Consider the following 26242-nt stretch of genomic DNA (forward strand, 5'->3'; position numbering starts at 1 on the left):
CGCGGGATAGAGCAGTAGGCAGCTCGTCGGGCTCATAACCCGAAGGTCACAGGTTCGAGTCCTGTTCCCGCTACTAAGGTAGCCTTATTGAGATTACAAAACGCACATCGCGGGATAGAGCAGTAGGCAGCTCGTCGGGCTCATAACCCGAAGGTCACAGGTTCGAGTCCTGTTCCCGCTACTAATAACCCAGCAAACGCTGGGTTTTTTCATTTTTATAGCAAAATTGTAGCAAGATTTTCTTTATTCTTTCGTCACTTAACAATTTTCTACTTTCCCTGATTTATTCAAAATTCCTTTTACTTTCTGGACTGTTCCTAGAGAAACTTCGCATCTGCTTTGTACATCTCTCAACGATTTTCCCATTTTTAGAAATTTAACCACTTCTTTGTATTTGGTCAATACCTCAGCATCTGATTCCGTTGACCCTTTTACACGTCCATTGTACACCCCTTTTGCCTTAGCTATAGCAATTCCCTCTTTTTGACGTTCTAATAACGTCTCACGCTCCATTTGAGCCACGTTTGCCATCACACTAATAATTAGATTGAAAGTTGGATTAACCTTCCCTAGAACCATTGATTCCAATCCTAAGTTATCAACTCGTAAAACAACACCTTTAGAGTTGAAGTATTCGCATGTATTAATTATATCATGCAATCCTCTACCTAAGCGACAAACACTTGCTACAGAAATAAAAGTCACATTTCCAGCTTCTATTTGTTCAATCAACTCTTTTCCTTTTTTTCTTTCCGCAAAAGCAACCGACCCGCTTACTACATCATTAAACAAAACCTCATCTGGATTTTGTTTTGCCAATTGTCTTTCTAAATTTTGGTTCGCTGTCGAGATTCTGTTGTATCTTGCTTTCATATCTTGATTATTACTCCACAAAGATATAAAATATTTTGTACTGTACTAATTTTAGGGTAGTTATTTTTAGTACATTCAAACTCCTTTGTTTACGTTCATATATAATCTTGTGCTATGGTATAGAATGACTATAATCTAATTTTAGTATAGCACCAATTACTCATCATAAACAAACAAATAAGTTTGAGCATCCATTTTTAGAATCAATCCTTTTTTCGCTAGAATTTCGAAATTATCAATCAGCATCTTAAATTGAAGTTTCGTTACTTTAATTCGCATCCTGACCCAAATTATTTCCTATAATATCCCAGTCCTCATTTACCAAACCTTCTTTGCTTACATAAAACAATCCCGCTTTGTATTTATCGTACAAACTCACATCAACCCTATCGTAACTAAAATAATTTTGTATTTCTTCTACTATCTGTTGATGTAGTTTTTTATTTTCAATATGTAGTACAAAATGATTGTGATACCCCGCTTTATTTGAAAATGCTTCTGTAGTGAAAAATATCTTTATTCCTGTTTCTACTCCATATTTTGAAATAAGATTTTCATACACACCGTGCATTTGTCTAAAACAACTCTTTTTATTCCTATCAGTTTTATACGCTACCGTAAAAAAGAAATCCCAGTTCATTTGCCAAAGTCTGTATTGAAGGCTGTCCTTATCTACCAAACAATCAATCAAATTTTTCATCGACTGATTTTCTAACCTCAACACTTTGTTTTCATCGTGCATTATTTCAGAATTAAAATATCTTGCATGTGCCGTTGGATAATATCTTTTTCCATTCTTTATTTCTGTTTCCAAAAACAAATCCTCATTTTTTTTATAAAATCGTATTATTGTACTTTTACTCTTTTTTGTGCTTTTAATAAATTCCTTTAAATTTTCAATTTTCATTTACTTTAATGTTACTTTTCGTTATTTTCAGATACAAGAAGTCCATACAAGGTTTAAATCAAGCTCTGTTTACAATAAATACTAACGAAGTCAGATAAAGTCAATCATTTTGACACTTTTTTTTAATATTTTTTTAAAATCCACCATATTTTAGTGTTTCAAAGTGACACACCTAGAAAATTCCCTCCAGATTTGGCTCGTTATTTCGCTCGGCATACCCTTTATACCCTATGTTGAGGTGTGTACATTTTATACTGAGGCGAGTAACTGAATGACCCAAAAATAAAAAAGCCCAGTAGGCAGGGGGCAAAAACGCCTTCCTGTCCATCTGGACTGTGATTCTATGACTTGACCTTCCTAACAAATACCCAAGAAATTGGAACAGTTTAGGAACGTTTAAGAACATTAAACCCCTTATATTTGATTAAAAAGTACTTTAAAAGCAATAATAAATTGAATTGTCAATCCATTTTTAATTTTTTTTCTTTAATAAATTTACTTGTTAAATAGTCAAGTTTTTTTCTGACATAATTAATTATATAATTCACAAACTTTTCCAAGAAGTGTTTCTCCAACAGAATCAGGTATTATATAATCCCAATCAGAAAAATTAGCATTAATTGTATTCTCTACAATTACTGAACCAGTTGAACTATACACAGTTCTTGATAAAGTTCTACTTTTAGAACTATTACAATCAAATTCCATTAGTTCAATCATATAAACATTTTAATAAACTTTGGGTTTAGATTTTGTCCTGTTATCAGTCAATTGTTCATTTGTTTCTTTTGTCCATATTCTTATAACAGATTCTTCATTTCCAAAATCACCTCCTTTAGAAACAATAGAAGATTTTATATAATATTTATTACCAAATTTGTCTTTTGTGACTTCTATCCATTTTTGAGAGAATCCATTAAATGATAGAAGTAAAAATGTGATTGTGAAAATTGTGTTTTTCATTTTTTCATTTTTTTTATATAATTACTGCCAACTTTTTCGAGCCTTACACGAAGTTTTTATTTATTTTCTTTGAATAATTCTAAATCATTCACTGGATGTTCTGGATTTTCACCTGATTCGATATTTAAGCATTGTGCCCATAATTCTCCAATATAATTGTTATATAATTTTGTCACCCGATAAGTAGAATTAGTTTTTTTACTTTTTATTTTTACTAAACTTCCGACTGTTATTTTGTAGTCAATATTATCCATGTTTTTAAAAATTATTTTTTATAGGTATTTAAAACAATACAAATTCTTATTGTTAATTATTCTTCTCTAAATAATCGATGTTAATTTCTGTCTGTTTTACAAAATCTAAAAATTCCTGCGTTATTCTAATTCTGTTTTTGCTACCATTCCATTCAGTTTTATTTTTTGTTAAAGCATCAACCGAATAAGATAAAAGGTTTTTTAGTTCGATTATTCCTTTTAAATTTGGGCGGAAAATATTGAGATAACCCTCATTAATTTTACGACAGATAAATTGAATTTGATTTAATTCAAGAGATGTTTTTTCATTCATTAGATATTCCACAGCTCCTTCAGTATTCAATTCCAATTCAGTAAAATAATATTCAATAATTGCTTGAATATTCGTGTCGTTTTTAGGATAAATATTTAATTTTTTTTTCGGTATCATTTATAAATAATCAGTTAGTATTTAAATTTCAAGATAGTTTCTGTGGTAAAATGTCGCACAAAGTTCTGGCACTACAGCGGGTTTGGGACTAAATTAAGCCCAGTCTTCGGATTTGCCAAATCTTCCAAATACAACACCATTTTCCCATTAAGCCAATTGCCCAAATCCGTTGTAGTTGTTACAAGTAGTGTTTTTTTATTATTAGATTACCAATTTTTTACTTCTAAACCAACACCTTTTTCTTTTGTTAAAGTTACATCGATTACACCATTGGTCAATTTTACAATTTGTTCTCTGTCCGTTGTCTCATTTGATACTATCTTGTAATTTTCGGTATAATTATTCGTATTTAAACAGTCATCAGTTCCACAATTGCATGCATAAATTAAATCATCTTTAAAGTAATATTTAAAAACCGCTTTATGCTCAACATATGCAAATTCCTTGGGGTTTCTATAAAATATACTTATTTCACTATTAGAAAAGATATAAATCCCAGAGACTTTTGTTGGAGGATTCATAGTTTTGTAAACTATTTCAGCCCAGTAAAACCCATCAATAGGTTTCTTTGTTAAGTTTTCATTTGATTTATTGTTACATGAAAATAGAACTCCCAAAGTGAATAATAACATTAATTTATATTTCATATTTTAAAAATTTATAGATTATCTCTTATTTTTAAGAGTTGAATTTAGTAATATGTAAGTTCTCGAATCCGTAGATTCTGCGCATTATCCAATGTGTTCGCCCTCTTTATAATAGGAAAATTCAAATCTTGGATTTTCAACATCGATAATTGCATTCACAAAGATTCCAATTCGATATTTTAGATTATTGCCATAAAAATTAGAAGTATATGCCTTAAGCTTTAAAAAATCATAATCAAACTTAACAGAACTAGTAGATTTCTTTACTTCCAAAATGCAAAGATTATTCTCGTTAGTTCCTCTTGTGTGAATAATTATATCTGGGAATACTGCACGTTTTGTAAATTCTTTTTCTAAATCGCTTTCTTCTCTTTCACGTAATAAGCCGATTTCTTTCAAATTCTCTTTCAAAATAGAAATAGACTTTTTGTTGTTCATTCTGTCAATATCGCCATTGTATTCACAATCGACATTATATTCAGCAAATTTTTCTTGTAGATATATTCCTAATCTATGCGAAATACATTGTTCACTTATATCATTTTTTAAAAGCCAAGAATCTTTTTCTATTACTTTTTCAGTCGCTTCTATAACTAATTTTCTAATTGATAAATCTTCCATAATTTCTATTTTTTATGTCCAGTCATGGACGCTTGCTGGTAACTTGTATATACTCGCTACAAAGTAGCGCCTATTCATCTATATAGTCACTATTGTAAGAAGTTATCCAAATGTAAGATTTTATATGTAATTAGCAATATCTTCTTAATATTCATTTAGAATATAAAATCATAGATGTAATCAGACTAAGTTCCATAATTCGTTGAATACTATTGTTATTTAGAAACCGAATCCATCTTTCTTGAAATAATCTCTATAGTACACTATTAAGTTTTCTTTGGTTATGTAGTCAGTCTTGGCTATTTTTGTGACTTTTAAAGAATATGACCCACTTTCAGCATGCTTTTTTATGGTTTGCCTAGATATTCCAATCAGCTTTTCAGCTTGTGAAAAATTGTAGGCATCCTTTTTTAGTGAGTCGATAAATTTGATTGTATCGGCATCATCTCCAACGGTCGCACCATCAGGCAAAGACTTTTCTTTTACTACAACACTTTCAAGCATTTTGTGAAACTCATGTACAGAATCTAAAGCAGAATCCAAAGATTTTTCTGTTTGTTCTAGTAAATGGCGAGTTCCTAATCTTATTTGTTTGAACTTCTCATTTACCTCATCGGGTTTCAACGACCTACCATAAGATATTAGTGCGTTCATTATTTCGCTTTGTTCTATTGAGGTTAGTTCTCCTTTCTCAGCCATCTGAAATATAGAGATAAAGATTGCTTTCTTATTCATTTTTATCGAATATGGTTACGTATTCTGGATTTATATCCCTACTGTAGTCTATGTATTTTTGTAATGTTGATAATTTTTCATGGCTTGTATAGCTCATTAATTCGTGTAATGGTACAATGTTAATTAAATTGGTAATAAACGAATCTCGACCCCTGTGCATGCTCAACAATTCATATCGTTTATGTAGTTTTCCTGTTTCTGAATCTTCGGAACGTGTTAACTCATCAAAAAAATTAGTTTCTTTTAATAAATCATGTAGAACCAAATTTGTATATCCGTTGGAATACAATTTCAATTTGTAATCTAGTTTTTCTAAAATTTCAATTGCTAGGTTTGATAATGGAATAGTAGCTATTTTTCCAGAACTATTTCTGGTTTTTGATGCAATATGTTTATAGACTTTTCGACCTTTAAAATCCGAAATAAAACTTTTGTTGAACTCTTCTATATCTCTCCATCGAAAACCAGTTAAACATGCAAACAAAAAGATTAGTTTAATTTTCTCTTTTGCTTCATCATCAAATTTATGATTGTACAGCTTATGTATTTCTTTTATTGATAATGTAGTTTTGATTTTTGAAGTAACTATTATTTCGGTACGCTTGTAGCTTCTTAAAAAATTGTCATCTTTAATGAGTCCTTTTCCTTTTAAATGTGAAAAGAAACCAGTTAAAACTTCAAATCTCTTATCAACACTTGCAGGTTTTAGCTTTCCGAGTGATTTGAATTTATATATCTGTCCATTGCTTAAAGTAATTTCTTTCGGTCTTGCTTTAAGTAACCATGAATGAAATATGTCTAACCAATCACTATTTGTGACATCACTTAATTTTAGAGTAATGTCGTTCTCTGCTTGAAAATCTTCTATTGTGTTTTTGAAAGTTGGATAGGTTTTGAAACTTTCAGGAGATTTGCTTTCACGTTCAACAAGCTGAACCCTTTTGCGTTCTTGAAATTCCAAATAATTAGACATGAAAAATTCAGATTTGACTTGTATTTTACCTTGTTTAATGTCAGTAAGAAGTTTTTTTAAATCGGGAGCAGAAATATTAATCCCATCTTCGATGAGGTACTGAGAAACGATATTGTCGGCTTTTGTTAACCAATCTGCAATAGCTTTATTCATTTCAGCAGAATTTTCAACATCTGAATTAACTCTGTCTTTTTTATAATCCCATTGCTTTAGTTTTTTATGTTTGTCTGTGACTTTTGAGATTTTTACACCAGTTGGAAATCTCATAATACCACCAACACCATAGTAAATTACCACAGAACCATTATTAACCGCCACTTTACAATACATAAATCTTTTTTTTGCTAAAGATAGAAAAAACTGTAGCAAGATTGTAGCAAAAAACACTTAACAAATTGCATATTTTATCAATTACAACTGTTAAGCGTTTTTTATAAAACACTATAAAACCCTAGTAAACTTAACGGATTAGCGTAAAATTGTTAATTCGGGAATCGATAGGATTCTCTCTGTTCCCGCTACTAAGAAAGCTTCAGAGAAATCTGAGGCTTTTTTTATGCAATAAAATATCCCTTCCTGAAATAACGATACACAAAAAAACTGCTCAAAAATTTGAACAGTCTTTTTTACATATTGAATAAAATGATTTATACCATAAACAAAGCATGCTTGTTGTGATTGTACAAAACCAAGTCATAAGGAACCGCTTTAGACGCTACTTCTTCTGAAGAAGGATCCAACTTGATACCATTGTATTTTCTGAACAAGTAAATTTCTTTTAAACAATTAGACAAACTCTGGTGAATTAATGTTGTAAAAGTGGGCAACTGCTTGTCCCCTACCAATAAATCTACTTGGTAATTCGAACTACTTTTCGATAAATTGTTTCCGTTAATTTTTATAGTAAATGTTGTCGGGATTCCGTTTTGTTCCCCTTGATACTGTACTACCATACTACTTAATATTAAAATGTGGTTAAATTAAAATTCATAGTCTCAACTTTTACATTCGTTGAATCCTATACTAAAATTATAAAAAAGGAACTGATATAACAACAGCCCATAAATTATTCATTAATAACAAAGCTAATTAATAAAATGGTTTCGAACTCATTTGAGAGTCTAAAACTTTTATAAATTCTTCGGTATTAAAAAAAAAAAACGAATGACAATAAATCGGGAAGGGAATTTCGGTTTAAGAGGCTAGATTTTTGAACAACGATTGCTGATTTTTGATTTAAGAAAAATAGGACTATCCGTGACTTGTACCAAAAATATATAAATGGAGAATGGAACACGGATTATACTGATTCGCTAAAGCAAAAACGCTCGTAAAAATGGATTTTGATTTAGAATGTGTCGAAAATAGCGGATTATCCCGCCTTCGGTTGTTGATGGATTATAATCTAATTAATAAAAAAGACTCAATGAACCTAAAGCACAATCACTAATAGCGTACAATCCAAAATATATAAAAAACGAAAAACCCTGTAATGTATGAAGTTACAGGGTATTCTAACTAAATGTATAAAACAAACAACTCTCTTTATTTAAAACAACAATCGTTTCGCAACTTTCTTCTATCCTTTTATCACGGATAAAGAAACTACATTTCCCATTTCATTTCTCATGGTCATATTCAATTTATCTAATAAAGATAACTTATTTGAAACCATTCCTGAGAATAAATTATAGGACAAATTCAACTTTTTTAAATTTGGCAATTTTTCTAACTCCAAGGGTACTCGACCTTTAAAATCATTATCAAATAAGTTTATATTTTCTAAACTCTTTAGATTCACAATTGCAGAACTTAATATTCCCGTAAATTTATTACTATACAAAATCATTGACTTCAATGATTTAAGTCCATACACCGAATCTGGCAATTGCCCATAAAAAGAGTTTTCGTACAAAGACAATATTTGCAATTCCGATAGATTCCCAAATTGCTGAGGCAACTCACCAGATAAGATATTTCTATCTAGAATCATCGATTTTAAATTTTTAATCTTGCAAATCGAAACCGGAATATTCCCAGTTAATTTATTGGACGAAAGATCCAAAACAAGTAAAGATTGTAAATTTCCTATATTAGCCGGTATTTCCCCATTTAATAAATTATCACTCAAATTCAGCTCTTGTAAATTTAATAATGTAGTAATCTCTAAAGGAATACGCCCCGTTAAGTTATTATTTTTCAAATTTATAGAAACCACTTTGTCATCAACCACTTTTATGCCATACCATTGAGACATTGGCAATGACATATCCCATTTTTTGATCCATTTACTACCGTTCGTCGTTTGATACAATTTCATCAAAACTTCTTTCTCCGGTTGCGACACAGTAGCAGAAACAGAAAGCGAAAATAACACAATAAGAATTAGAGTAATTTTTTTATTCATTTACTTTATTTTGAAATTTATTGTTCCAAAAATACTTAAAAAATTCGCTAAGAAACAAGATAAAATCGATAAATAATCAAATAACAACATTATCGTATGTAATTTCATATAAAAAAATGCAACAACCTACAAGTGTAGACTATTGCATTTTACAAACAACCAATGAAATAGAAACATTACTAACCAAAATAACCTTCTATATAACCAACTTTTTACAACAATTATTCATCTGCTGCTAATACTCCTCTATCTTTAGAGACCTCCAATTGAAAAGCAATTCCAAACTCATTAACCATAGTAAGATTAAAATCATCCAACTTAGCTATTTCTTTAGGAACCAAACCACTAAATGAATTATAAGAGATATTCATGTTTTTTAAATTTTTCATCTTTGTCATATTGAAAGGAATCTGACCTTCTAATTTGTTATCAAATAAACTTAAACTTTCTAATGAATCCATATTCGAAATGTTCCAACTGATTTTTCCTGAAAATTTATTACTACTCAACATTAAGTACTTCAAATTTTTTAGCTCATAAAGTGAAACTGGAATTTCACCTGATAAATCATTATTGAATACTGATATTATTTCTAATTCTTTTAAACTACCAATTTGACTCGGCAATTCCCCTGATAGGTTGTTCATAAAAAGTATCAATTTATTTAAATTGCCTATTTTACAAACAGAATTCGGTATCGATCCCGTTAACTTATTAAACGACAGATTTAACTCTTTTAAATTTTTTAAATCACCAATATTTTCAGGTATTTCTCCAGAAAGCTGATTTTTAAACAAATTTAGTTCTTCTAAATTCTCCAAATCAGCAATCTCAACGGGCAACTTACCCACTAAATTATTATTCATTAGAGTAATTGCAACCACTTTGTCATCTTGAATTCTCACTCCATACCAAGTAGATACAGGCGCATTCAAATCCCATTTTACTTTCCATTGACTTCCATTGGTCTCTTTATAAAATTTCAATAAAATCTTATTTTCTCGGTTAGAAATATTTGCAAATGATGAAATCGAAAAGGCAACGGTTAAAAATAATGTAATGATATTTTTCATAATCTTTATTTTTTAAATTCTACACTACAAAAGTAACAACAAAAATCATTAAAATACAAATATTATCGATGAACTACACTTTTGAAGCATTTTTATAATCTTTTTAATACATAAAATCCATTTTACAAATTGTAATCTGTATCAAAAAATTAATTACATTTGATACTCTAACCTTAAAACCTTAATTATGGAAATGAATTGGATTGCAATTTTAGTAGCTGCTTTAAGCACTTTAGTAGTAGGATTTGTTTGGTATCACCCAAAAGTTTTTGGAACAATCTGGATGAAAGAATCTGGAATGAACGAAGAAAAAATGAAAGGCGCCAATATGCCTCTAATTTTTGGCATATCTGTTATTTATGCCTTTCTTATTGGAATCGTGTTACAGTTTTTAACCATTCACCAATGGGGTGCCTACAGCATGATTGGAGGTAATGTTACAGAAGCTTTACCCTCATACAAAGCTTTCATGGCTGATTATGGTACTACTTTCCGAACATTTAAACATGGTGCTTTACATGGGTTCCTGACGGGATTGCTACTTGTCCTTCCAGTTATAGGAACTAATTCATTATACGAACGAAGAAGCTTCAAATACACTCTCGTTACAGGCGGTTTCTGGATCGTTTGCTTTATGATTATGGGTAGCATAATTTGTGGTTGGGTCTAAAACAATCCATATCATCAAAAAAAACCTTGTTTCTTTATTACAATGAAACAAGGTTTTTTATTAAAATAAATTTTCTATTTTTTGAGCCAATTCAAAATCTTTATCGGTCACTCCTCCCGAGTCATGAGTTGTCAGTCTAATATTTACTTTATTATATACATTGAACAACTCTGGGTGGTGATTCATTTTTTCGGCCAACACACCAACTTTAACAATAAAACCAAGGGCTTGGGTAAAATCTTTAAATTTAAATCCCTTTTCTATTCCATTATCTTTATACTGCCAATCGTTTAAATTTTGCAATAATGCAGCTGCTGAATTTTCATTATAGGTTGTCATAATTTTATCTTTTCCTATAAAGTTAGATAATTTTAAACTATTCCATGAAAAATTAACTTTATTAGCTAAATTTGATAAAATATAATTACCAAAATTGGAAACACCTTTTTCATACAAAATTTACGATCATACCACTCAACTTCCTCAAAACTGGAACGATTTAGGTAATAAAAATGTTTTTCTATCCCGAGAATATCTTGAGATTTTAGAAAAATCGGCACCCACTAACATGACTTGTCACTTTATAGGTCTTTTCCAAAACCATGATTTAGTAGGTATTGCAGTTTCTCAATTCTTAGATTTAAACAAATTAGAGTCTTTTGGAGATAGAGATCAATGTATTAAAGCACATATTCGGAAATTCATCTTAAGAAATTTTTCTTCTCACGTTTTGCTTATAGGAAACAACATGCTTACGGGGCAAAACGCATTTGTTCTGTCAGAAAACACAGATCCAATTCTAGCCATAAGAACTTTAAAAAAAGCAACTGAAGACTTAAAGCATAAATTTAAATCTATTGGCAAAAAAGTACACATTACCACTTTTAAAGATTTTCATCACAATACTCTAAAAAACTTCAAAATAGAAGAATTTAAGACTAATTATCAGTACTGCATACAACCCAACATGACATTTCACATTCCGGATCATTGGAAAACAGAACAAGATTACATCGATTCGTTGTCAAAAAAATACAGAGATCAGTACAAGAGAGCCAGAAAAAAAGCAATCGGTATTGAAAAGCGAAAGATGCATCTTGAGGAAATAATTGCACACGAAGAAACCATCTATGACTTGTATGCTCATATTGCCAAAAACGCGCCTTTCAATACTTTCTTTCTAACCAAAAACCATTTTCGGGTTTGCAAAGAAACATTAAAGGATAAATTTTTATTTTATGGTTATTTCTTAGATGAAAAATTAATAGGATTCAATACCTTGATTAAAAACGGAAAATCAATGGACACCTATTTTCTGGGTTATGATGACAGCATCCAACGAGAAAAGATGCTTTATCTCAACATGCTTTATGATATGATTGCCTATTCGATCAACAAAGGTTTTGAAGAAATCATATTTTCCAGAACCGCCTTAGAAATTAAAAGTTCGGTAGGAGCAAAACCCGTTGAAATGTTTGGTTTTATGGAACACAGCAATCCACAAATAAACAAGCATGTCTATCGAATATTCCCTTACTTGGAACCTACTGTGGTTTGGCAGGAAAGAAATCCGTTTAAATAGTATTCAGGTTGAAGATTTTAGAATAAAGAACATAGAGAATTGTATTCGCTATGTTCTCTATTCTCTATTCTCTATTCTCTTACAAATTATCAATCTCTTCCTGAACCACTTCCCAATCTAGAAGAAGTTTATCTAATTCAGCTTTTTTCTTATTGTAGGCAGTGAAAAATTTAGCATCTTCAATATGTTTGTCATAATTGGAAGCCAACATTTTATCATCTTGCTGAATATCTTTTTCTAATTGTTTAATTTGACTTTCAACTTTACTCAACTTATTCTGTAAGGCTTTCCCTTTTTTCTGTTCTTCGTAGGAAGCTTTATTGCTTTCTTTTGGGGCAGCTGCTTTTAAGGCATCTTTCTTCTCAACTTCACGCATATTTTCCATATTACGTTGTTCTAAGAAATAATTAATATCCCCTAAATATTCTTTTATTTTCTGGTCTTTGAACTCATAAACCAAATTGGACATCCCTTGCAAGAAATCTCTATCGTGAGAAACCAGAAGCAGTGTACCTCCAAATTTTTGCAAAGCGGCTTTCAAAACATTTTTGGATTTAATATCCAAGTGATTGGTAGGCTCATCCATCAGCAACACATTTATCGGCTGCAACAATAATTTACAAAGCGCCAAACGGTTTCTTTCTCCCCCAGAAAGCACTTTAACCTTTTTCTCCACATCATCACCACGAAACAGGAAAGACCCCAGCATATCTCGTACTTTCATACGATTGGTATCCATTGCGGCATCTTCCATGGTTTGCAATAACGTAATTTCCCCATCAAGGTATTCGGCTTGATTTTGCGCAAAATAACCCAACTGTACATTATGTCCTAACTTAATCGATCCTTGGTATTCAAATTCGTCAACAATAGCCTTAATAAAAGTAGACTTGCCTTGACCATTTTGTCCAACAAAAGCAATTTTACTGCCCCGTTCCACCAATAAATTGATATCTTTTAAGATCGTTTTATCTCCGTAACTTTTTGTTACATTTTCTGCTTCTACCACTACTCTTCCTGGTTCTTTAGAAACTGGGAAAGTAATGTTCATAACCGAATTATCATCTTCATCTACTTCAATACGCTCTACCTTATCTAATTTCTTGATTAAGGATTGTGCCATCGAGGCTTTAGAAGCTTTGGCACGGAATTTTTCAATTAACTTCTCAGTTTCCTCAATCTTCTTCGCTTGATTTTTTTGAGTAGCCAATTGTTTTTCGCGAATTTCATGACGTAGCTCTAAATATTGAGAATACGGTTTATTAAAATCGTAAGCTTTACCAAGAGATATTTCGATGGTTCTATTGGTAACGTTATCCAAAAACATTTTATCGTGCGATACAATAACAACAACTCCTGGGTAATTGCGTAAAAAACTTTCCAACCAAATAATACTCTCTATATCCAAGTGATTGGTAGGCTCATCCAACAATAAAACGTCATTGGCTTGCAATAATAATTTGGCCAATTCAATGCGCATTCTCCAACCTCCTGAAAATGTTTCGGTTTGATTGTCAAAAACCTCTCTTTTAAAACCAAGACCCAACAAGATTTTTTCTGTATCGCCAACATAATTATAACCCCCTAATAAATCAAAACGATGAGTATAATCCGATAAATCTTCTATAATTTGACTGTACTCATCACTTTCATAATCCGTGCGAGTCACCAGTTGATGATTGATATCAGCTAATTTTTTTTCCACTATTTTAATTTCGGTAAAAGCTTCATAAGCTTCTTCCAAAACTGTTCTTCCTTGTTCAAAATCAATATCTTGACGAAGGAATCCCATACGAACTTCTTTCTCCTGAGAAATCACCCCTGAATCTGGAGCAAAGTCTTTAGCCAGTATTTTAAGCATTGTCGATTTTCCTGCACCATTCTTTCCAACGAGACCAACACGGTCTCCTGCACCCAAACGAAAGGTAACTTCTTCAAACAAATAAGAACCACCAAACGAAACCGATAAATTGTGTATATTAAGCATGTATTATTATTTTATTCCTTTGTGAATTAGTAAATTTGGCTTTTCTAAATATAGAAAATTTAAATTTTTTGCAAATGTTAAAAAAAGGATTCAAATTATATAGCATTTTAACAGGAACTTGTCCTAAATGTCAGAATGAGAGTATGTATTTAGACAAAAACCTGTTGCATTTGGGTTCCGTTCTTAAAATGAATGAACATTGTAGCCATTGTGGACTGAAATATCAAATTGAACCTTCCTTCTTTTATGGCGCCATGTATGTTAGTTACGGATTGAATGTTGCAGTAGGAATTGCAGCCTTTATTGTTTCCTATCTAATCTTCCATTCGAGCATAAAAACATCCTTTATTGCTATTATTGTGACGTTGATTGTTTTGTTTCCAATAGTACTACGATGGTCGAGAAACATTTACATCAATATGTTTGTAACCTACGATCCTACTACTAAAATCTAATTACAATTTCCTTTTACTCTTTTTGGTAAATCTTTGTATGTCTATTTCATTATCTAGTGGGGTCTCATTTTCAATGTTATCAAACAATGCTTTTGCCATTGCTGGACCCAACATAACACCACGAGTTCCCAATCCGTTAAGAATATGAACTCTTTTGTATTCTGAATGCGTACCAACTAATGGTCTCCTATCTCTAACTGTTGGACGAACTCCTGCAAAATGTTCTGTGATTTCGAAATCACATAAAATAATTTCCTTTATCCTATCAATCAATTCTGCTTTGCCTTCTTCCGTTGGTAAATCTGTTTTGTCTTTCCAATTATAAGTAGCTCCTACTTTAAACAAATCATTCCCTAGAGGTAAAATAAACACACTCGTATTTACTACACAATCTATATCCAATTGAGGTGCTTTTATAATAAAAAGCTCGCCTTTTGTACCATCAAGAGGTAAATCTTTAAAGAAAGGATTAGCATGCATTCCAAAACCTTCGGCAAAAATAATATGATTTGCTTTTGTACCTTTATAACAAACACAATCTTCTTCAAAAATTAAAGACTCATGGTCAAACGTTTCTTTTCTCAATAATTCATTCAATAAAAGATATTCTTTATACTTAACCAACAGCAAAGCTGTATCGACATATCCCGTTTGCAACACTTCTCCATAACCGTAAGGAGCGTCAATACCTTCAAAATTTTTATAAACCAAATTGTTGGATAAAAAAGGGGCTAAAGCAACTTTATCAGAAGCGGCAAACCAATTATTTTGCTCTTCAATAGAAAAGAATTTCCTCAAAATTGGCATCTTAAAATCAAACTTAACATTGATTTTTTTGCTAAGGTTCAAATAAAAATCATTCATTAAAATCAATTGTTCCTGCGCTTTCCAAACTTCGCTAAATCTTTTTAAGATAACCGGATTATATAACCCTCCGGCTATTTTAGAAGAATTCTGAGATTCGTTATCAAAAACAACAATACTTTTATTATTATTAGATGCAATTTCAGAAAAAGAAATACCAGCTAAACCAGAACCAACAATAATATAATCAATCATAAAATAAAAATTTAAAGCATTAGAGAATGCTATTACAAATTGAAAACAATCAATTAAACAAAAAAAAACTCTTACTATAAAGCAAGAGTTTTTTATAATTCTATTTATTAGGAATTAATAATTCCACATATCGTGTTCAAAATCACGAATTTTAGTTTTAATTCTGTCTGATTCAATCAACTGATTCAATGCATTTTCGTTTATGTACTCCGTAATTAAACGGTCTCCATATACATTTTCTTCTTTATAGATTGTTCCTCCAAATTGTCTTGAATCCAAAATTCTGTCAAATGAAACAGGCATAGCTGAATTTTTCTCATTAAAAGCATAATAATCATGTAAATAATCACGAACAGAAGGGTAAAAAATCCAAAATAAATCAATGTAATCTGGATTATCTGAGCCTACCTCTCTTGCTTCAGGAGCTACAGGACAAATACCCAATAAACGATATTTCAATTCAGATTGTCGTTTATCAAAATACCAATACCCTTTCAATCTATAACCTGTAATATCTTGAGCCGTAAGTTCTCTTCTGTCAACAAATTGAGGGTCTAAAACTCTAGCTGGAGCCGCAGGAACAACCACTTGTACTCTTTTACCTTTTACGGTTTTATAGGTAGTTGTTTCTTTAGGATAATAGGCATCACGATTCGCATTTACTTCTTCTCTACCCGCATTTGTGGTATCAATATAAGTAAAAGAACTACTCATGTCTTTTAAGGTTTTTTTCGTGTTAAAATAATCATCAGCGTACACTTCTGTTATTTTATTAGCTTTAATCCCTTTAATTAAAACATCAAACAAAGACCTTCTATCTTTACCAATATTTGTCGAATCAATAGGGAAATAAAGCGGAAAATTAAATCTCTCGCTCAAGTCCACTAACTCCCAAGTAGTCTTACCCATTAATACATCTCTATCATCTACATAACCATAAGCTAAAGGCTTATCATTATCCAGAGACACTTGAGACTTAGTTTTCACTCCAATTTGCTCAGGCGTTTTAGCATTAAGCAAATTAGATTGTGCAAATGAAGAAAAACTTCCCGCTACAATTGCAATAGCAACAACTAAATTTTTAGTTTTCATCTATATTGTTTTAAGTTATTTAAGTAGTTTAAAAATTAACTTAAATATTATTGTATTTCGTAAATTACTGGGGCAGTTCTAGAAAGCATAATATCAGAACCTACTAATTTTGTTTTAATATCAGAAATTGTAACTTGATCACCTCTGGTAGCTCTTGCTAATGCAGCATTACATTGTGCATTAACTCTATCCCCTGAAACAATTACTGCAGCTTGACCAGCAACTTTTAATGTAAAACCAACAACGTTTAATTGCACATTAAAATCGAAATCAGGTAATTTAGCCGAAATTTGAGAAACTTGCAAACGAGACTTTGCCCCTTTAACAATTCCCATTTCTCCACCAATTGCACCAACTGGAGGTGGAATACCTTTAATTCTGAAAGATTTTCTATCAGAAACTTTAGATCCATCAGGCAATGTTCCTGCAACATTAATCACAACTTCAGAACCTTGTCCTGGGTTCATATTATAACTACCTGCTTTACCAGCAGAACTCAAACCTGGAGCAGAAGCAGAAATTTTATCAGATGAAACACCCGCAAAGGTAATAGTCATAGGATTCACAACCCCTCTATAAACCACATTCATTTTATCTGCAGAAATAGTAGCCGAATTTGGTCTCGGCACAACTACATAGCTCCCTTTAATTGGGATAGGCACTGGCTTACCATCCTCCATAAAAGTAAAACTACCCTTAATCTCATGTTCACCAACATTTCCAGCTCCTATACTGAAGGAAGCTTGTCCATTTTCAATTTTAGTAGAACCCCCACTTACTGACACAGCCGTAGGAACAGTACTTTTATCAAAACGCCCTAGATAAACAGTACCTCTTACTGCTTCACCAGTAAAAAAGGCTGACTTTTCAGGAACAACGATAGCGGTGTAATTTTTCATAGAAGCCGCCTTAACAGCTGTATTACCCGTCAATGCATTAAAAACATTTGTTTCTATTCCTTTAATATCATTTTGAACAGCAGTCAATTTAGCAACCGATGCAATCAAAGGAAAATGCTTAAAATGATAATCCAAATAAATTTTCGAAACGCCTTCTTTATCAATTACATTTTTAGTTTCTAATTTTCCATTAATTTCAGCAACTATGTCACTATACTTAGGATCTTTACCTAAAGCTGCTACCATACCCGCTTTATAAGCTTCTATTGAAGCCATGATGTCCTTCCCTTTTGCTGACAAACCATCACCAGAAAACCAACTTTCATCTAGTTTACCTGAAGCATCCATTGATTCATAAGGCAATTTACCGTCTTTTTCTTTTTCAATACCTTTTGTAAGATCATTTTTCAAAGAACCTATTTTGTCATAAAAAATTTTAGTCAATTCAGAAACCTTTACTGCAATATCTCTGGGAGCAGCATATTGTTCCGGTTTATCTTGTGCTTTAGACTGTAAATCAGCTAAAATTGCTTCATTGGAGTCTAATGCCAATGAATTTACTTTCTCAAATTTTTCATTCATCAAACCAAAAGCAGATAACACTTCTTTTGACATATTTAATGCTAACATTGCGATAAAAACCAAATACATTAGGTTTATCATCTTCTGCCTAGGGGTTAATTTTCCTCCTGCCATTTTATTTTAATTAGTTTGTTATTAAATAATAATATTATAGTTAAAAAACTAATTATCCTTTATTACTCATTGCAGAAAGCATACCACCATAAACATTGTTCAACGAAGCAATATTTGCAGTCATAGATTGCATTTGTTCTTTTAATTTACCAGCATTTTCAGCAATTTCTTTATTTGCTTCAGCATTTCTTGAAGCACTTTCCAATTGTACTTTGTATAAGCTATTCAAAGATTCCATTTGAGCAGCTGCCATAGAAAGTTCTTCACTATATTTTTTAGTAGCCGAAATCGAGTCTACAGTTGGAGAAATATTTCTAGAAGCATCTTCGAAATTTTTAATACTATTCCCTAAACTTGCCATCAATGCACCATCGATTTTCGCTTCTTTAAGCATTGCGTCAAGTTTTGACGAAAGCATACCATCAGCATCATCTGATTCAACTTTTTTAACAGTTGCATTTTTTTCTCCACCTGCTAATTCAGGATAAACCAAAGACCAATCCAACTCAGTGTCAACAGGTTCAAATGCAGAAAGAGCAAAAATAAAAGCCTCAGTACAAAGACCAACTATTAATAATTCACTTGCTCCTGGATAATGTTGAATTTTAAAAAGCGCTCCAATAATTACTACTGCCGCTCCCATACCATAGGTGAAATTCATTGCTTTTTTGCTCAATATTGCCATTTTTTAAAATTTTAAAGTTAATTTATAGGTTATTTTTATTTAATTGGGTTTGTTTTTATTTTTTACTTTTACCGGTCGTTTGAGTCCCCATATAATCTTGAACTGTTCTAAAACCAATATAACTTCTGGCTGAATCTGCATATTCAAAAGCTCTAGTACTCACTTGAAGAAAGTAAGAAACATCCTTCCAAGAACCGCCGCGAACAACTTTACGTTTGTTTGAATTATCAATGATTGCAGGATTCATGGTCGAAACAAATTCATATGAATTTGCATCATATGCTGAATCAGTCCATTCAGAAACATTACCTGCCATGTTATACAAATTATAACCATTTACCTCATAAGACTTAGCCTCTACGGTATATAAAGCCTCATCTGCAGCATAATCACCTCTATTAGGTTTGAAATTTGCCAAGAAACAGCCTCTATCACTTTTTGTGTAAGGACCACCCCAAGGGAAACTTGCAGATTCAAGACCTCCTCTGGCTGCATATTCCCACTCAGCTTCAGTAGGTAATCTAAAAGCATTTACATTGTCTATGTGTTTCTTTTTTGATTTGATATAACTATTTTTATTCAATGTTCTCCATTCACAAAAAGCCTTAGCTTGACTCCAGGTAACACCCACTACTGGATAATCACCGTAAGCTTTATGCCAAAAATAATCATTGTGCATAGGCTCATTGTACGAATAAGCAAAATCTTTAATCCATACTGTAGTATCAGGATAAATTTTAACCTCTTCAGTTCTGATAAAATCTTGTCTCTTACCTACTTTGGCTTTTGCCGCGGCTTGAATATCCATCCAAGTATAATGGAATTTAAGTTTATTCACATCAATAGTTCTTAATCCATTGTAAGATGCTTCTAAAGGCAAATACATAGAATCCATAACCTCAACATAAAATTCATCAGGATACTTTTTGGTATCATTAATCAATTTAACTTTTCGGTTTAATCTTTTATAAGCATTAGGATCTTTATCAGTTCCTATACTATAATAGTTGTCATACATATATTTATCATATGCAGACATCTTTTCTGGATCTGAATTATTAAAAGCAAAATCTCCAATACTACCGGTATTCTTTCCTTTAGTATTTTCCGCCGCAGTATTCTGACCACTTTCTTCTGCCAAAATTGCCAAACGGAAACGAATTGTCGAATCTTTTACCCATTCTACAAATTGACGATACTCACTATTAGTAATCTCTGTCTCATCCATGTAGAAAGCCCTAACTGTAACTGTTTTTGTTGGAGCATCTTCTACATTAGCAAGATCGTCATCAGATTTACCCATAATAAATGCACCTCCAGGGACTAACGTCATACCATAAGGTTTCTCCGGATGCCATTTTGCTCCTTTTACACCAACCAACTCTCCTTTGTCGCTTGATCTACCACAGCTAATTAACACTGCTAAAATTGCCGTAAACGCAATGAACTTCTTCATAAAATTTGGGTTATCTATTCATTATTATTCAGACTGTAAACCTATTTATTTTTCATATAATAAACAATTCTTTTTTAGTCATTATTTGCAAGACCAAAAGTAATTTTAAAAAACTTAAAAAAAAAATATTTAATCGCCAATGTGATAAAAATTAACGACAAAAAACATATTTATCATTAATTTGTAAGTTTTTTTTAAAAAAGCAAGGAAATCATTATGAAATTAACAAATCTCCAAATTTTCAAAAACTAAACAATATTCTTTCTTTGAGCTTTCCACCATCTTTCCGGCATCTCTTGATTACAAGCTGCCAAATACTCCTCATACGAACACGGTAATAACGTGTTTTTTTTCAGTTTATTGCTACCATTTGAAATAAATGGTATTTCAATCCACCATCTTTCTGTTTTATTACTTTTATAAAAAACAAGATCCTCTTCTTCTAAAGGAACAATATATTTTAGATAATTTTCTCTACTACCAAAAGGATATTCATTAGATCTGTAATGATACCCTTCTATAAAATACCAAAATATTTGCGCAATTATAACTGATTCTTGTTTTGAATCATTGTGATTAAATACACCGAACAAAGACACTTTATCACTTATCCCGGCATACCTTGACAACGAACAGATTTCCTTACCATTAAACCCATTTGGATTAAATGACACAAAATTTCCCGAATCTGAAGATTTTACTGAATTTAAATCTATACTTACCATATCTGCATCTCTAAAAACAGGCTCAGAGATTGAAATATTGTTAGACACCTCGCCCAATCTATATGCGTCAAAAAACAGCTTTTCTATTAAATCTATTTCTTCCTGCGAATTATAATAGGTCTGATATCCTATATTACAATAATTAAAAAGATTATTCGGTTCGTTGATAATAATTTTTGTCAAATAAGAGTCTGATGTTATTGCTTCATTTTCTTTTCCAAAATCAAACTTACTGTCAATAGTCACCAAATTAACCATTTGCTCTAAATCATCGTAAGCTCTATAAAGCGCATAGGTTAGATCTTGAGAACCTCCTATCACCAAAGGTATTACCCTTCTCTTTATCAAACCTGAAACTATCTTCTTTACCGCAAAATAAGTGTCGTCTTTAGAATTTCCTGGCAAAACATCCCCTAAATCGGCAATAGCTGCATTCCAATTTCCAGGAAACATTCCGTATAATTCTTTTCGAACTTCATTCAAATCAACATCCGAAATTGCATTTCTGTCTCCTCGGTTTTCAAGAACACCAATTATTGCAATATCAATTTTATTTAAATCTGGAACTTGCTCATTAGTATGTAGAACTATTTTACTCCCCAGATGTTGGGAAGACAATCCTTCTATATAACTTAGAATTTCATTGCTTATTGGCGCTAAAAAATCAAATTCCATTTTTTATTTCTTTTTTGCAACTGCTTTTTTAACAGCCGGTTTCTTTGCAGTTGTTGCTTTTTTTGCTGGCACCTTCTTAGCTGGTGTTTTCTTGGCAATCATTTCTTGAACTTCTGCTAATGTCAATTTTGTGGCATCAACATCTTTACTCAATTCAATTTTAATCTTCCCTTTGGTTATAACCGAACGCCCCCAACGTGCTTTTTCGACCAAAATACCTTCTTCTTCCCAGTTATGCAACACTTTATCAATATTCTTTTGCAATTTATCTTCAATCAACGCTTCCACATCCGATTGTGACAAATTATCAAAATCATATTTCTTACTTACATTTATAAAAATACCGTTCCATTTGATAAAAGGACCAAAACGACCGGTACCTTTTTGAACTCCTTCTCCTTTATATACAGCAATCGGCGCATCAGCAATTGCTTTGTCATCGATCAATTTTTGAGCTCGTTCCATGGACACATCCAACGGATCTTCGCCTCTTGGCAAGGAAATAAAAACAGCTCCGTGACGCACATAAGGACCATATCGACCATTACTTACCTCCACTTCTTCGTCTTTATACATTCCTAAGTTTTTAGGAAGTAGAAACAACTTCAAAGTCTCTTCTAATGTAATGTTCCCAATATTTTGATCAGCCATTAAACTAGCAAATTTCTTCTCCTCGTCATCGGCTGCACCAATTTGAGCCATTGGACCAAACTTCCCTAAACGAACAGAAACCGGTTTTCCAGAAACAGGATCAGTTCCCAAAATTCTTTCTCCACTTTCTCTTTCTGCATTTGCTTCTACGTCTTTTACCGTTGGGTGAAATTGACTGTAGAACTCTTGCATCATTTTTGTCCATTCTATATTCCCTTCAGCAATTTCATCAAAATCATGCTCTACTTTTGCCGTGAAATTATAATCCAGAATATTACCGAAATTCTTAACCAAGAAATCAGTAACAATTGTACCAATATCTGTCGGAACCAATTTTCCTTTATCAGAACCAGTGTTCTCTTTAAGTAACTTCTCTCCTACTTCACCTGATTGCAAAGTAAGCTGCGTATAATTTCTTTCTTGACCTTCCAGATTTCCTTTCTCAACATAATTTCTGTTAATGATAGTAGAAATCGTTGGCGCATAAGTAGACGGACGGCCAATACCCAATTCCTCTAATTTTTTTACCAAAGAAGCTTCTGTATATCTTGCAGCTGCACGAGAATATCTTTCGGTTGCAGTAATATAGTTATTCTGTAATTTTTCATTAACCTTCATGGCAGGCAACATACCTTCTTGCTCTTCTTCATCATCATCGTGACCTTCCAAATACACTTTCAAGAAACCTTCAAAAAGTAAAACCTCACCTGAAGCAGCAAAAATTTCACCGTGATTGTTGGCTTCAATTTTCACATTGGTACGTTCCAATTTAGCGTCACTCATTTGAGAAGCCAAAGTTCTTTTCCAAATCAAATCATACAAGCGCGCTTGATCTCTATCTATATCCACAGTATGACGAGACATATCTGTAGGACGAATGGCTTCGTGAGCTTCCTGTGCCCCTTTGCTTTTATTTACAAAAGTTCTAGGATTAGAAAACTCCTTACCGTACGATCTAATAATTTCAGCTTGAGCTGCATCCATAGCATCTTTAGACAAGTTCACACTATCCGTTCTCATATAGGTTATAAGCCCAGCCTCGTATAAACGTTGCGCTAATTGCATGGTGATTCCAACAGGTAAATACAATTTTCTAGCCGCTTCTTGTTGCAAAGTTGAAGTAGTAAAAGGTGCTGTTGGTGATTTTTTGGTAGGTTTTGTTTCTAAATCCGCTACCTTATATATAGAACCGATATTTTGTTTCAAGAAATCTTCGGCCTCTTTCTTTGTGTTGAAATTTTTCGGAAGCTTTGCTTTGAAAGACTTTCCGGCTTCGTTTACAAACTCTGCAACTACAGAATACGTTGCAACAGCATTAAAATTTTGAATTTCGCGTTCACGTTCTACAATCAAACGAACCGAAACCGATTGCACCCTTCCGGCAGACAACCCTCCTTTAATTTTTCTCCAAAGAACAGGAGATAATTCATATCCCACTAATCTATCAAGTACTCTTCGTGCTTGTTGCGCATTAACTAAATTATAATCAATTTCTCGTGGATTATCAATCGCTTTTAAAATGGCGTTTTTGGTAATTTCATGAAAAACAATTCGCTTCGTTTTATTTTTATCTAATTTCAATTCTTCGGCAAGATGCCAAGAAATAGCTTCTCCCTCGCGATCCTCATCACTTGCTAACCAAACCATTTCGGCATTTTTGGCTAAAGTCTTCAACTTGGACACTAATGCTTTTTTATCTGATGAAACTTCGTATTTCGGTTTAAATCCATTCTCTACATCTACACCTATTTCTTTAGAAGGCAAGTCGGCAATATGCCCATAACTTGACTCTACCTGATACTCACTCCCTAGAAATTTTTCGATTGTTTTTGCCTTTGCAGGGGACTCAACTATCACTAAATTCTTTGCCATGTTGCTTTTGTTTGAATCGCAAAAGTAATTTTTTTTTTCAAATATTAACCTTTACTCGTTTTTAAAAGCAATATAAATCGTTAAACAAAGCATTTTTAACAACCTAAGACATGAGAACTTTATCAAATTATCAACTTCAAAATCACATCCTACTATTTAATTAATTAAATTTACTAATACAAATCTGACCTAAACCTAAAACACCTAATGAATCGAATCGAACAGTTAGAAAAACTGAAACAATTACAAATTTGGGACATTATCATTATTGGAGGCGGAGCCAATGGACTTGGCGTGGCTGTCGATGCCGCAAGCAGAGGATACAAAACCATACTTCTCGAGGCTGTCGATTTTGCAAAAGGAACCTCGAGCCGGAGCACCAAACTAGCCCATGGAGGCGTACGCTACTTAGAACAAGGCAACCTCCCCTTGGTCATTGAAGCCTTAAAAGAAAGAGGTTTGATGGAGAAAAACGCAGGACACTTGGTTAAAAATGAATCCTTCATCATTCCGAATTACAATTGGTGGGGTGGCTATTTTTACACCATTGGATTAAAACTTTACGATTTATTGGCAGGCCGATTAAGCTTGGGGAGTTCTAACTATTTATCTAAAGAAAAAACACTAAAATTACTTCCTACCATAGAACCTGAAGGACTACAAAGTGGCGTTATCTATCATGACGGTCAATTTGACGATTCGCGACTGGCCATTAATCTGGCTCAAACTGCAGTAGAAAAAGGAGCTTGCGTACTCAACCATTTTAAGATTACCCAACTTCTAAAAGACGAAAATAACCAAGTTACCGGAGTAGTCGCTATTGATGGAGAGTCCCAAAAAGAACATGCAATACAAGGCAAAGCAGTTATTAATGCAACGGGAGTGTTTACCAATGCTATCATGAAAATGAACGACACCGTTTATAAAAAACACATTGTTTCCAGTCAGGGAATTCATTTGGTTTTTGACAAATCCTTTTTGCCCGGCGACTACGCCTTAATGATTCCGAAAACGAGTGACGGAAGAGTACTCTTTGCGGTTCCTTGGCATGATAAAATTGTCGTGGGCACCACCGATACTTTAGTAAAAAAACCAAGTCTTGAACCTATAGCACTCGAAAAAGAAATTGAATTTATACTACAAGCAGCTCAAAAATTCTTAACCAAAAATCCAACCAGAGCCGATGTCTTATCCGTTTTTGCAGGATTAAGACCTTTGGCGGCACCCGATAAAAAAGGACAAAGCACCAAAGAAGTTTCCAGAAGCCATAAACTAATTGTTTCCGAAACTGGATTAATTACCATCACTGGCGGTAAATGGACGACTTATCGAAAAATTGCCGAAGATATTGTTGACAAAGCTATCCTCGTGCATCAATTGCCAAAAAGAAAATGCATCACGAATCATCTTTCCATTCATGGAAATAAAAAAAACAGCCCTGCCGACTTAGAAAATCACTTGTACATATATGGTACCGACAGTGCAGCTATTTTGCAGTTACAAGAAAATGAACCCGAACTAAAAGAAAAGTTACACCCCGATTATGATTATACCTTAGCCGAAGTTGTCTGGGCCATTCGTTATGAAATGGCTACGACTGTTGAAGATGTCTTGGCAAGACGTGTGCGATTATTGTTTTTGGATGCCCGTGTTGCAATTGCCTGTTCTAGTAAAGTAGCTCAGCTCCTAGCCAAAGAATTAGGACATGATGAAGCTTGGATTCAAAATCAACTGGCAGAATTTAAAAGTGTGGCCAATGGGTTTTTATTGAGAGAGTTTCGGGTTTTGTAAAACAGTAACGGTTTTTGATTTCAGAAGTCGAAAGTGACAAGTAAACAAGCAACCGCTATCATCT

Annotated in this window: 26 protein-coding genes and 2 tRNA genes; 6 read left to right on the forward strand and 22 right to left on the reverse strand. The window is 32.6% G+C overall.

Annotated features, from left to right (window positions below):
* Positions 1-73, forward strand: a tRNA-Met gene (locus DB891_RS11815).
* A 35-nt stretch (positions 74-108) separates the two neighbouring features.
* A tRNA-Met gene (locus DB891_RS11820) sits at positions 109-181 on the forward strand.
* A 77-nt stretch (positions 182-258) separates the two neighbouring features.
* Here the strand turns inward: DB891_RS11820 and DB891_RS11825 are convergent.
* From DB891_RS11825 to DB891_RS11880, 13 genes are all read right to left on the reverse strand, one after another.
* Positions 259-873 carry a recombinase family protein gene (locus tag DB891_RS11825; RefSeq protein ID WP_116763790.1) on the reverse strand — a complete coding sequence of 205 codons (615 nt, stop codon included), beginning with the start codon at positions 871-873 and terminating at the stop codon, positions 259-261.
* 268 nt (positions 874-1141) lie between these two features.
* Positions 1142-1687 (reverse strand): hypothetical protein, encoded by a 546-nt coding sequence (locus DB891_RS11830; RefSeq protein WP_223256098.1) that lies wholly within the window; start codon positions 1685-1687, stop codon positions 1142-1144.
* Between the two features lie 624 nt (positions 1688-2311).
* A complete protein-coding gene (locus DB891_RS17615) occupies positions 2312-2500 on the reverse strand; it encodes a surface-adhesin E family protein (RefSeq protein ID WP_124019516.1) in 189 nt (62 codons plus the stop codon).
* 9 nt (positions 2501-2509) lie between these two features.
* Positions 2510-2743 carry a hypothetical protein gene (locus DB891_RS11835; RefSeq protein WP_116763792.1) on the reverse strand — a complete coding sequence of 78 codons (234 nt, stop codon included), beginning with the start codon at positions 2741-2743 and terminating at the stop codon, positions 2510-2512.
* A 56-nt stretch (positions 2744-2799) separates the two neighbouring features.
* Positions 2800-2997 (reverse strand): hypothetical protein, encoded by a 198-nt coding sequence (locus DB891_RS11840; protein ID WP_116763793.1) that lies wholly within the window; start codon positions 2995-2997, stop codon positions 2800-2802.
* A gap of 52 nt (positions 2998-3049) precedes the next feature.
* On the reverse strand, positions 3050-3427 hold the full coding sequence (locus DB891_RS11845; protein ID WP_116763794.1) for a hypothetical protein: 378 nt from the start codon (positions 3425-3427) through the stop codon (positions 3050-3052).
* Between the two features lie 206 nt (positions 3428-3633).
* Positions 3634-4074, reverse strand: coding sequence for a hypothetical protein (locus tag DB891_RS11850; protein WP_124019517.1), 441 nt, complete (start codon positions 4072-4074; stop codon positions 3634-3636).
* Between the two features lie 84 nt (positions 4075-4158).
* Complete coding sequence (locus DB891_RS11855) at positions 4159-4695, reverse strand: hypothetical protein (RefSeq protein WP_116763796.1); 537 nt, start codon at positions 4693-4695, stop codon at positions 4159-4161.
* 219 nt (positions 4696-4914) lie between these two features.
* Positions 4915-5430, reverse strand: coding sequence for a hypothetical protein (locus tag DB891_RS11860; RefSeq protein ID WP_124019518.1), 516 nt, complete (start codon positions 5428-5430; stop codon positions 4915-4917).
* Positions 5423-6733, reverse strand: a complete 1311-nt coding sequence (locus DB891_RS11865; protein WP_116763798.1) for a tyrosine-type recombinase/integrase — start codon at positions 6731-6733, stop codon at positions 5423-5425. Before DB891_RS11865 ends, DB891_RS11860 begins: the two co-directional genes overlap by 8 nt.
* 317 nt (positions 6734-7050) lie before the next feature.
* Positions 7051-7356 (reverse strand): hypothetical protein, encoded by a 306-nt coding sequence (locus tag DB891_RS11870; RefSeq protein ID WP_116763799.1) that lies wholly within the window; start codon positions 7354-7356, stop codon positions 7051-7053.
* 626 nt (positions 7357-7982) lie between these two features.
* Positions 7983-8810 carry a leucine-rich repeat domain-containing protein gene (locus DB891_RS11875; RefSeq protein WP_116763800.1) on the reverse strand — a complete coding sequence of 276 codons (828 nt, stop codon included), beginning with the start codon at positions 8808-8810 and terminating at the stop codon, positions 7983-7985.
* 221 nt (positions 8811-9031) lie between these two features.
* Positions 9032-9883 carry a leucine-rich repeat domain-containing protein gene (locus DB891_RS11880; protein ID WP_116763801.1) on the reverse strand — a complete coding sequence of 284 codons (852 nt, stop codon included), beginning with the start codon at positions 9881-9883 and terminating at the stop codon, positions 9032-9034.
* A gap of 187 nt (positions 9884-10070) precedes the next feature.
* Here DB891_RS11880 and DB891_RS11885 point away from each other — a divergent pair, with 187 nt between their 5' ends.
* Entirely contained in the window at positions 10071-10553 is a 483-nt protein-coding gene (locus DB891_RS11885) for a DUF1761 domain-containing protein (RefSeq protein WP_116763802.1), read from the forward strand.
* 60 nt (positions 10554-10613) lie between these two features.
* Here the strand turns inward: DB891_RS11885 and DB891_RS11890 are convergent, their stop codons facing one another.
* A complete protein-coding gene (locus DB891_RS11890) occupies positions 10614-11009 on the reverse strand; it encodes a 4a-hydroxytetrahydrobiopterin dehydratase (RefSeq protein WP_317046006.1) in 396 nt (131 codons plus the stop codon).
* Here DB891_RS11890 and DB891_RS11895 point away from each other — a divergent pair.
* Positions 10987-12135 carry a GNAT family N-acetyltransferase gene (locus DB891_RS11895; protein WP_116763804.1) on the forward strand — a complete coding sequence of 383 codons (1149 nt, stop codon included), beginning with the start codon at positions 10987-10989 and terminating at the stop codon, positions 12133-12135. The two genes, DB891_RS11890 and DB891_RS11895, sit on opposite strands and share 23 nt — an antisense overlap.
* Positions 12136-12214: 79 nt before the next feature.
* Here the strand turns inward: DB891_RS11895 and DB891_RS11900 are convergent, their stop codons facing one another.
* Positions 12215-14122 carry an ABC transporter ATP-binding protein gene (locus DB891_RS11900; protein WP_116763805.1) on the reverse strand — a complete coding sequence of 636 codons (1908 nt, stop codon included), beginning with the start codon at positions 14120-14122 and terminating at the stop codon, positions 12215-12217.
* Positions 14123-14196: 74 nt separating this feature from the next.
* On the opposite strand from DB891_RS11900, the gene DB891_RS11905 reads away from it, so the two are divergent.
* A complete protein-coding gene (locus DB891_RS11905; protein WP_116763872.1) occupies positions 14197-14577 on the forward strand; it encodes a DUF983 domain-containing protein in 381 nt (126 codons plus the stop codon).
* Here DB891_RS11905 and DB891_RS11910 read toward each other — a convergent pair whose 3' ends face one another.
* The 7 genes from DB891_RS11910 to topA form a co-directional block, all read right to left on the reverse strand.
* Positions 14578-15636: an NAD(P)/FAD-dependent oxidoreductase gene (locus DB891_RS11910; RefSeq protein WP_116763806.1), complete on the reverse strand. Its 1059-nt coding sequence runs from the start codon at positions 15634-15636 to the stop codon at positions 14578-14580.
* Positions 15637-15750: 114 nt separating this feature from the next.
* Entirely contained in the window at positions 15751-16728 is a 978-nt protein-coding gene (gene porN / locus DB891_RS11915; RefSeq protein ID WP_116763807.1) for a type IX secretion system ring subunit PorN/GldN, read from the reverse strand.
* A 47-nt stretch (positions 16729-16775) separates the two neighbouring features.
* On the reverse strand, positions 16776-18323 hold the full coding sequence (porM, locus tag DB891_RS11920; RefSeq protein ID WP_116763808.1) for a type IX secretion system motor protein PorM/GldM: 1548 nt from the start codon (positions 18321-18323) through the stop codon (positions 16776-16778).
* Between the two features lie 52 nt (positions 18324-18375).
* The gene (gene porL, locus DB891_RS11925) at positions 18376-19008 is read right to left on the reverse strand and encodes a type IX secretion system motor protein PorL/GldL (protein ID WP_116763809.1); all 633 of its coding nucleotides are present in this window, start codon (positions 19006-19008) and stop codon (positions 18376-18378) included.
* A 55-nt stretch (positions 19009-19063) separates the two neighbouring features.
* Complete coding sequence (gene porK / locus DB891_RS11930; protein WP_116763810.1) at positions 19064-20464, reverse strand: T9SS ring complex lipoprotein PorK/GldK; 1401 nt, start codon at positions 20462-20464, stop codon at positions 19064-19066.
* Positions 20465-20712: 248 nt separating this feature from the next.
* Positions 20713-21864, reverse strand: coding sequence for a formimidoylglutamase (locus DB891_RS11935; RefSeq protein ID WP_116763811.1), 1152 nt, complete (start codon positions 21862-21864; stop codon positions 20713-20715).
* Between the two features lie 3 nt (positions 21865-21867).
* Complete coding sequence (gene topA / locus DB891_RS11940; RefSeq protein ID WP_116763812.1) at positions 21868-24387, reverse strand: type I DNA topoisomerase; 2520 nt, start codon at positions 24385-24387, stop codon at positions 21868-21870.
* Positions 24388-24594: 207 nt separating this feature from the next.
* Here topA and DB891_RS11945 point away from each other — a divergent pair, with 207 nt between their 5' ends.
* A complete protein-coding gene (locus DB891_RS11945; protein WP_116763813.1) occupies positions 24595-26178 on the forward strand; it encodes a glycerol-3-phosphate dehydrogenase/oxidase in 1584 nt (527 codons plus the stop codon).
* Positions 26179-26242 lie beyond the last annotated feature (64 nt).

Origin of the sequence: Flavobacterium laiguense (genome assembly GCF_003097655.1) — a bacterium.
GTDB lineage: Bacteria > Bacteroidota > Bacteroidia > Flavobacteriales > Flavobacteriaceae > Flavobacterium > Flavobacterium laiguense.

Excerpts from the sequence above, each read along its gene's own strand:
- DB891_RS11850 (WP_124019517.1), bottom strand. The coding sequence starts at position 4,074 with ATGAAATATAAATTAATGTTATTATTCACTTTGGGAGTTCTATTTTCA.
- DB891_RS11875 (WP_116763800.1), bottom strand. The coding sequence starts at position 8,810 with ATGAATAAAAAAATTACTCTAATTCTTATTGTGTTATTTTCGCTTTCT.
- DB891_RS11840 (WP_116763793.1), bottom strand. The coding sequence starts at position 2,997 with ATGGATAATATTGACTACAAAATAACAGTCGGAAGTTTAGTAAAAATA.
- DB891_RS11860 (WP_124019518.1), bottom strand. The coding sequence starts at position 5,430 with ATGAATAAGAAAGCAATCTTTATCTCTATATTTCAGATGGCTGAGAAA.
- DB891_RS11935 (WP_116763811.1), bottom strand. The coding sequence starts at position 21,864 with ATGGAATTTGATTTTTTAGCGCCAATAAGCAATGAAATTCTAAGTTAT.
- porL (WP_116763809.1), bottom strand. The coding sequence starts at position 19,008 with ATGGCAATATTGAGCAAAAAAGCAATGAATTTCACCTATGGTATGGGA.
- porN (WP_116763807.1), bottom strand. The coding sequence starts at position 16,728 with ATGAAAACTAAAAATTTAGTTGTTGCTATTGCAATTGTAGCGGGAAGT.
- DB891_RS11900 (WP_116763805.1), bottom strand. The coding sequence starts at position 14,122 with ATGCTTAATATACACAATTTATCGGTTTCGTTTGGTGGTTCTTATTTG.
- DB891_RS11845 (WP_116763794.1), bottom strand. The coding sequence starts at position 3,427 with ATGATACCGAAAAAAAAATTAAATATTTATCCTAAAAACGACACGAAT.
- DB891_RS11835 (WP_116763792.1), bottom strand. The coding sequence starts at position 2,743 with ATGAAAAACACAATTTTCACAATCACATTTTTACTTCTATCATTTAAT.
- DB891_RS11855 (WP_116763796.1), bottom strand. The coding sequence starts at position 4,695 with ATGGAAGATTTATCAATTAGAAAATTAGTTATAGAAGCGACTGAAAAA.
- DB891_RS11905 (WP_116763872.1), top strand. The coding sequence starts at position 14,197 with ATGTTAAAAAAAGGATTCAAATTATATAGCATTTTAACAGGAACTTGT.
- DB891_RS11865 (WP_116763798.1), bottom strand. The coding sequence starts at position 6,733 with ATGTATTGTAAAGTGGCGGTTAATAATGGTTCTGTGGTAATTTACTAT.
- topA (WP_116763812.1), bottom strand. The coding sequence starts at position 24,387 with ATGGCAAAGAATTTAGTGATAGTTGAGTCCCCTGCAAAGGCAAAAACA.
- porK (WP_116763810.1), bottom strand. The coding sequence starts at position 20,464 with ATGAAGAAGTTCATTGCGTTTACGGCAATTTTAGCAGTGTTAATTAGC.
- DB891_RS11885 (WP_116763802.1), top strand. The coding sequence starts at position 10,071 with ATGGAAATGAATTGGATTGCAATTTTAGTAGCTGCTTTAAGCACTTTA.
- DB891_RS11880 (WP_116763801.1), bottom strand. The coding sequence starts at position 9,883 with ATGAAAAATATCATTACATTATTTTTAACCGTTGCCTTTTCGATTTCA.
- DB891_RS11910 (WP_116763806.1), bottom strand. The coding sequence starts at position 15,636 with ATGATTGATTATATTATTGTTGGTTCTGGTTTAGCTGGTATTTCTTTT.
- DB891_RS11945 (WP_116763813.1), top strand. The coding sequence starts at position 24,595 with ATGAATCGAATCGAACAGTTAGAAAAACTGAAACAATTACAAATTTGG.
- DB891_RS17615 (WP_124019516.1), bottom strand. The coding sequence starts at position 2,500 with ATGATTGAACTAATGGAATTTGATTGTAATAGTTCTAAAAGTAGAACT.
- DB891_RS11825 (WP_116763790.1), bottom strand. The coding sequence starts at position 873 with ATGAAAGCAAGATACAACAGAATCTCGACAGCGAACCAAAATTTAGAA.
- porM (WP_116763808.1), bottom strand. The coding sequence starts at position 18,323 with ATGGCAGGAGGAAAATTAACCCCTAGGCAGAAGATGATAAACCTAATG.
- DB891_RS11870 (WP_116763799.1), bottom strand. The coding sequence starts at position 7,356 with ATGGTAGTACAGTATCAAGGGGAACAAAACGGAATCCCGACAACATTT.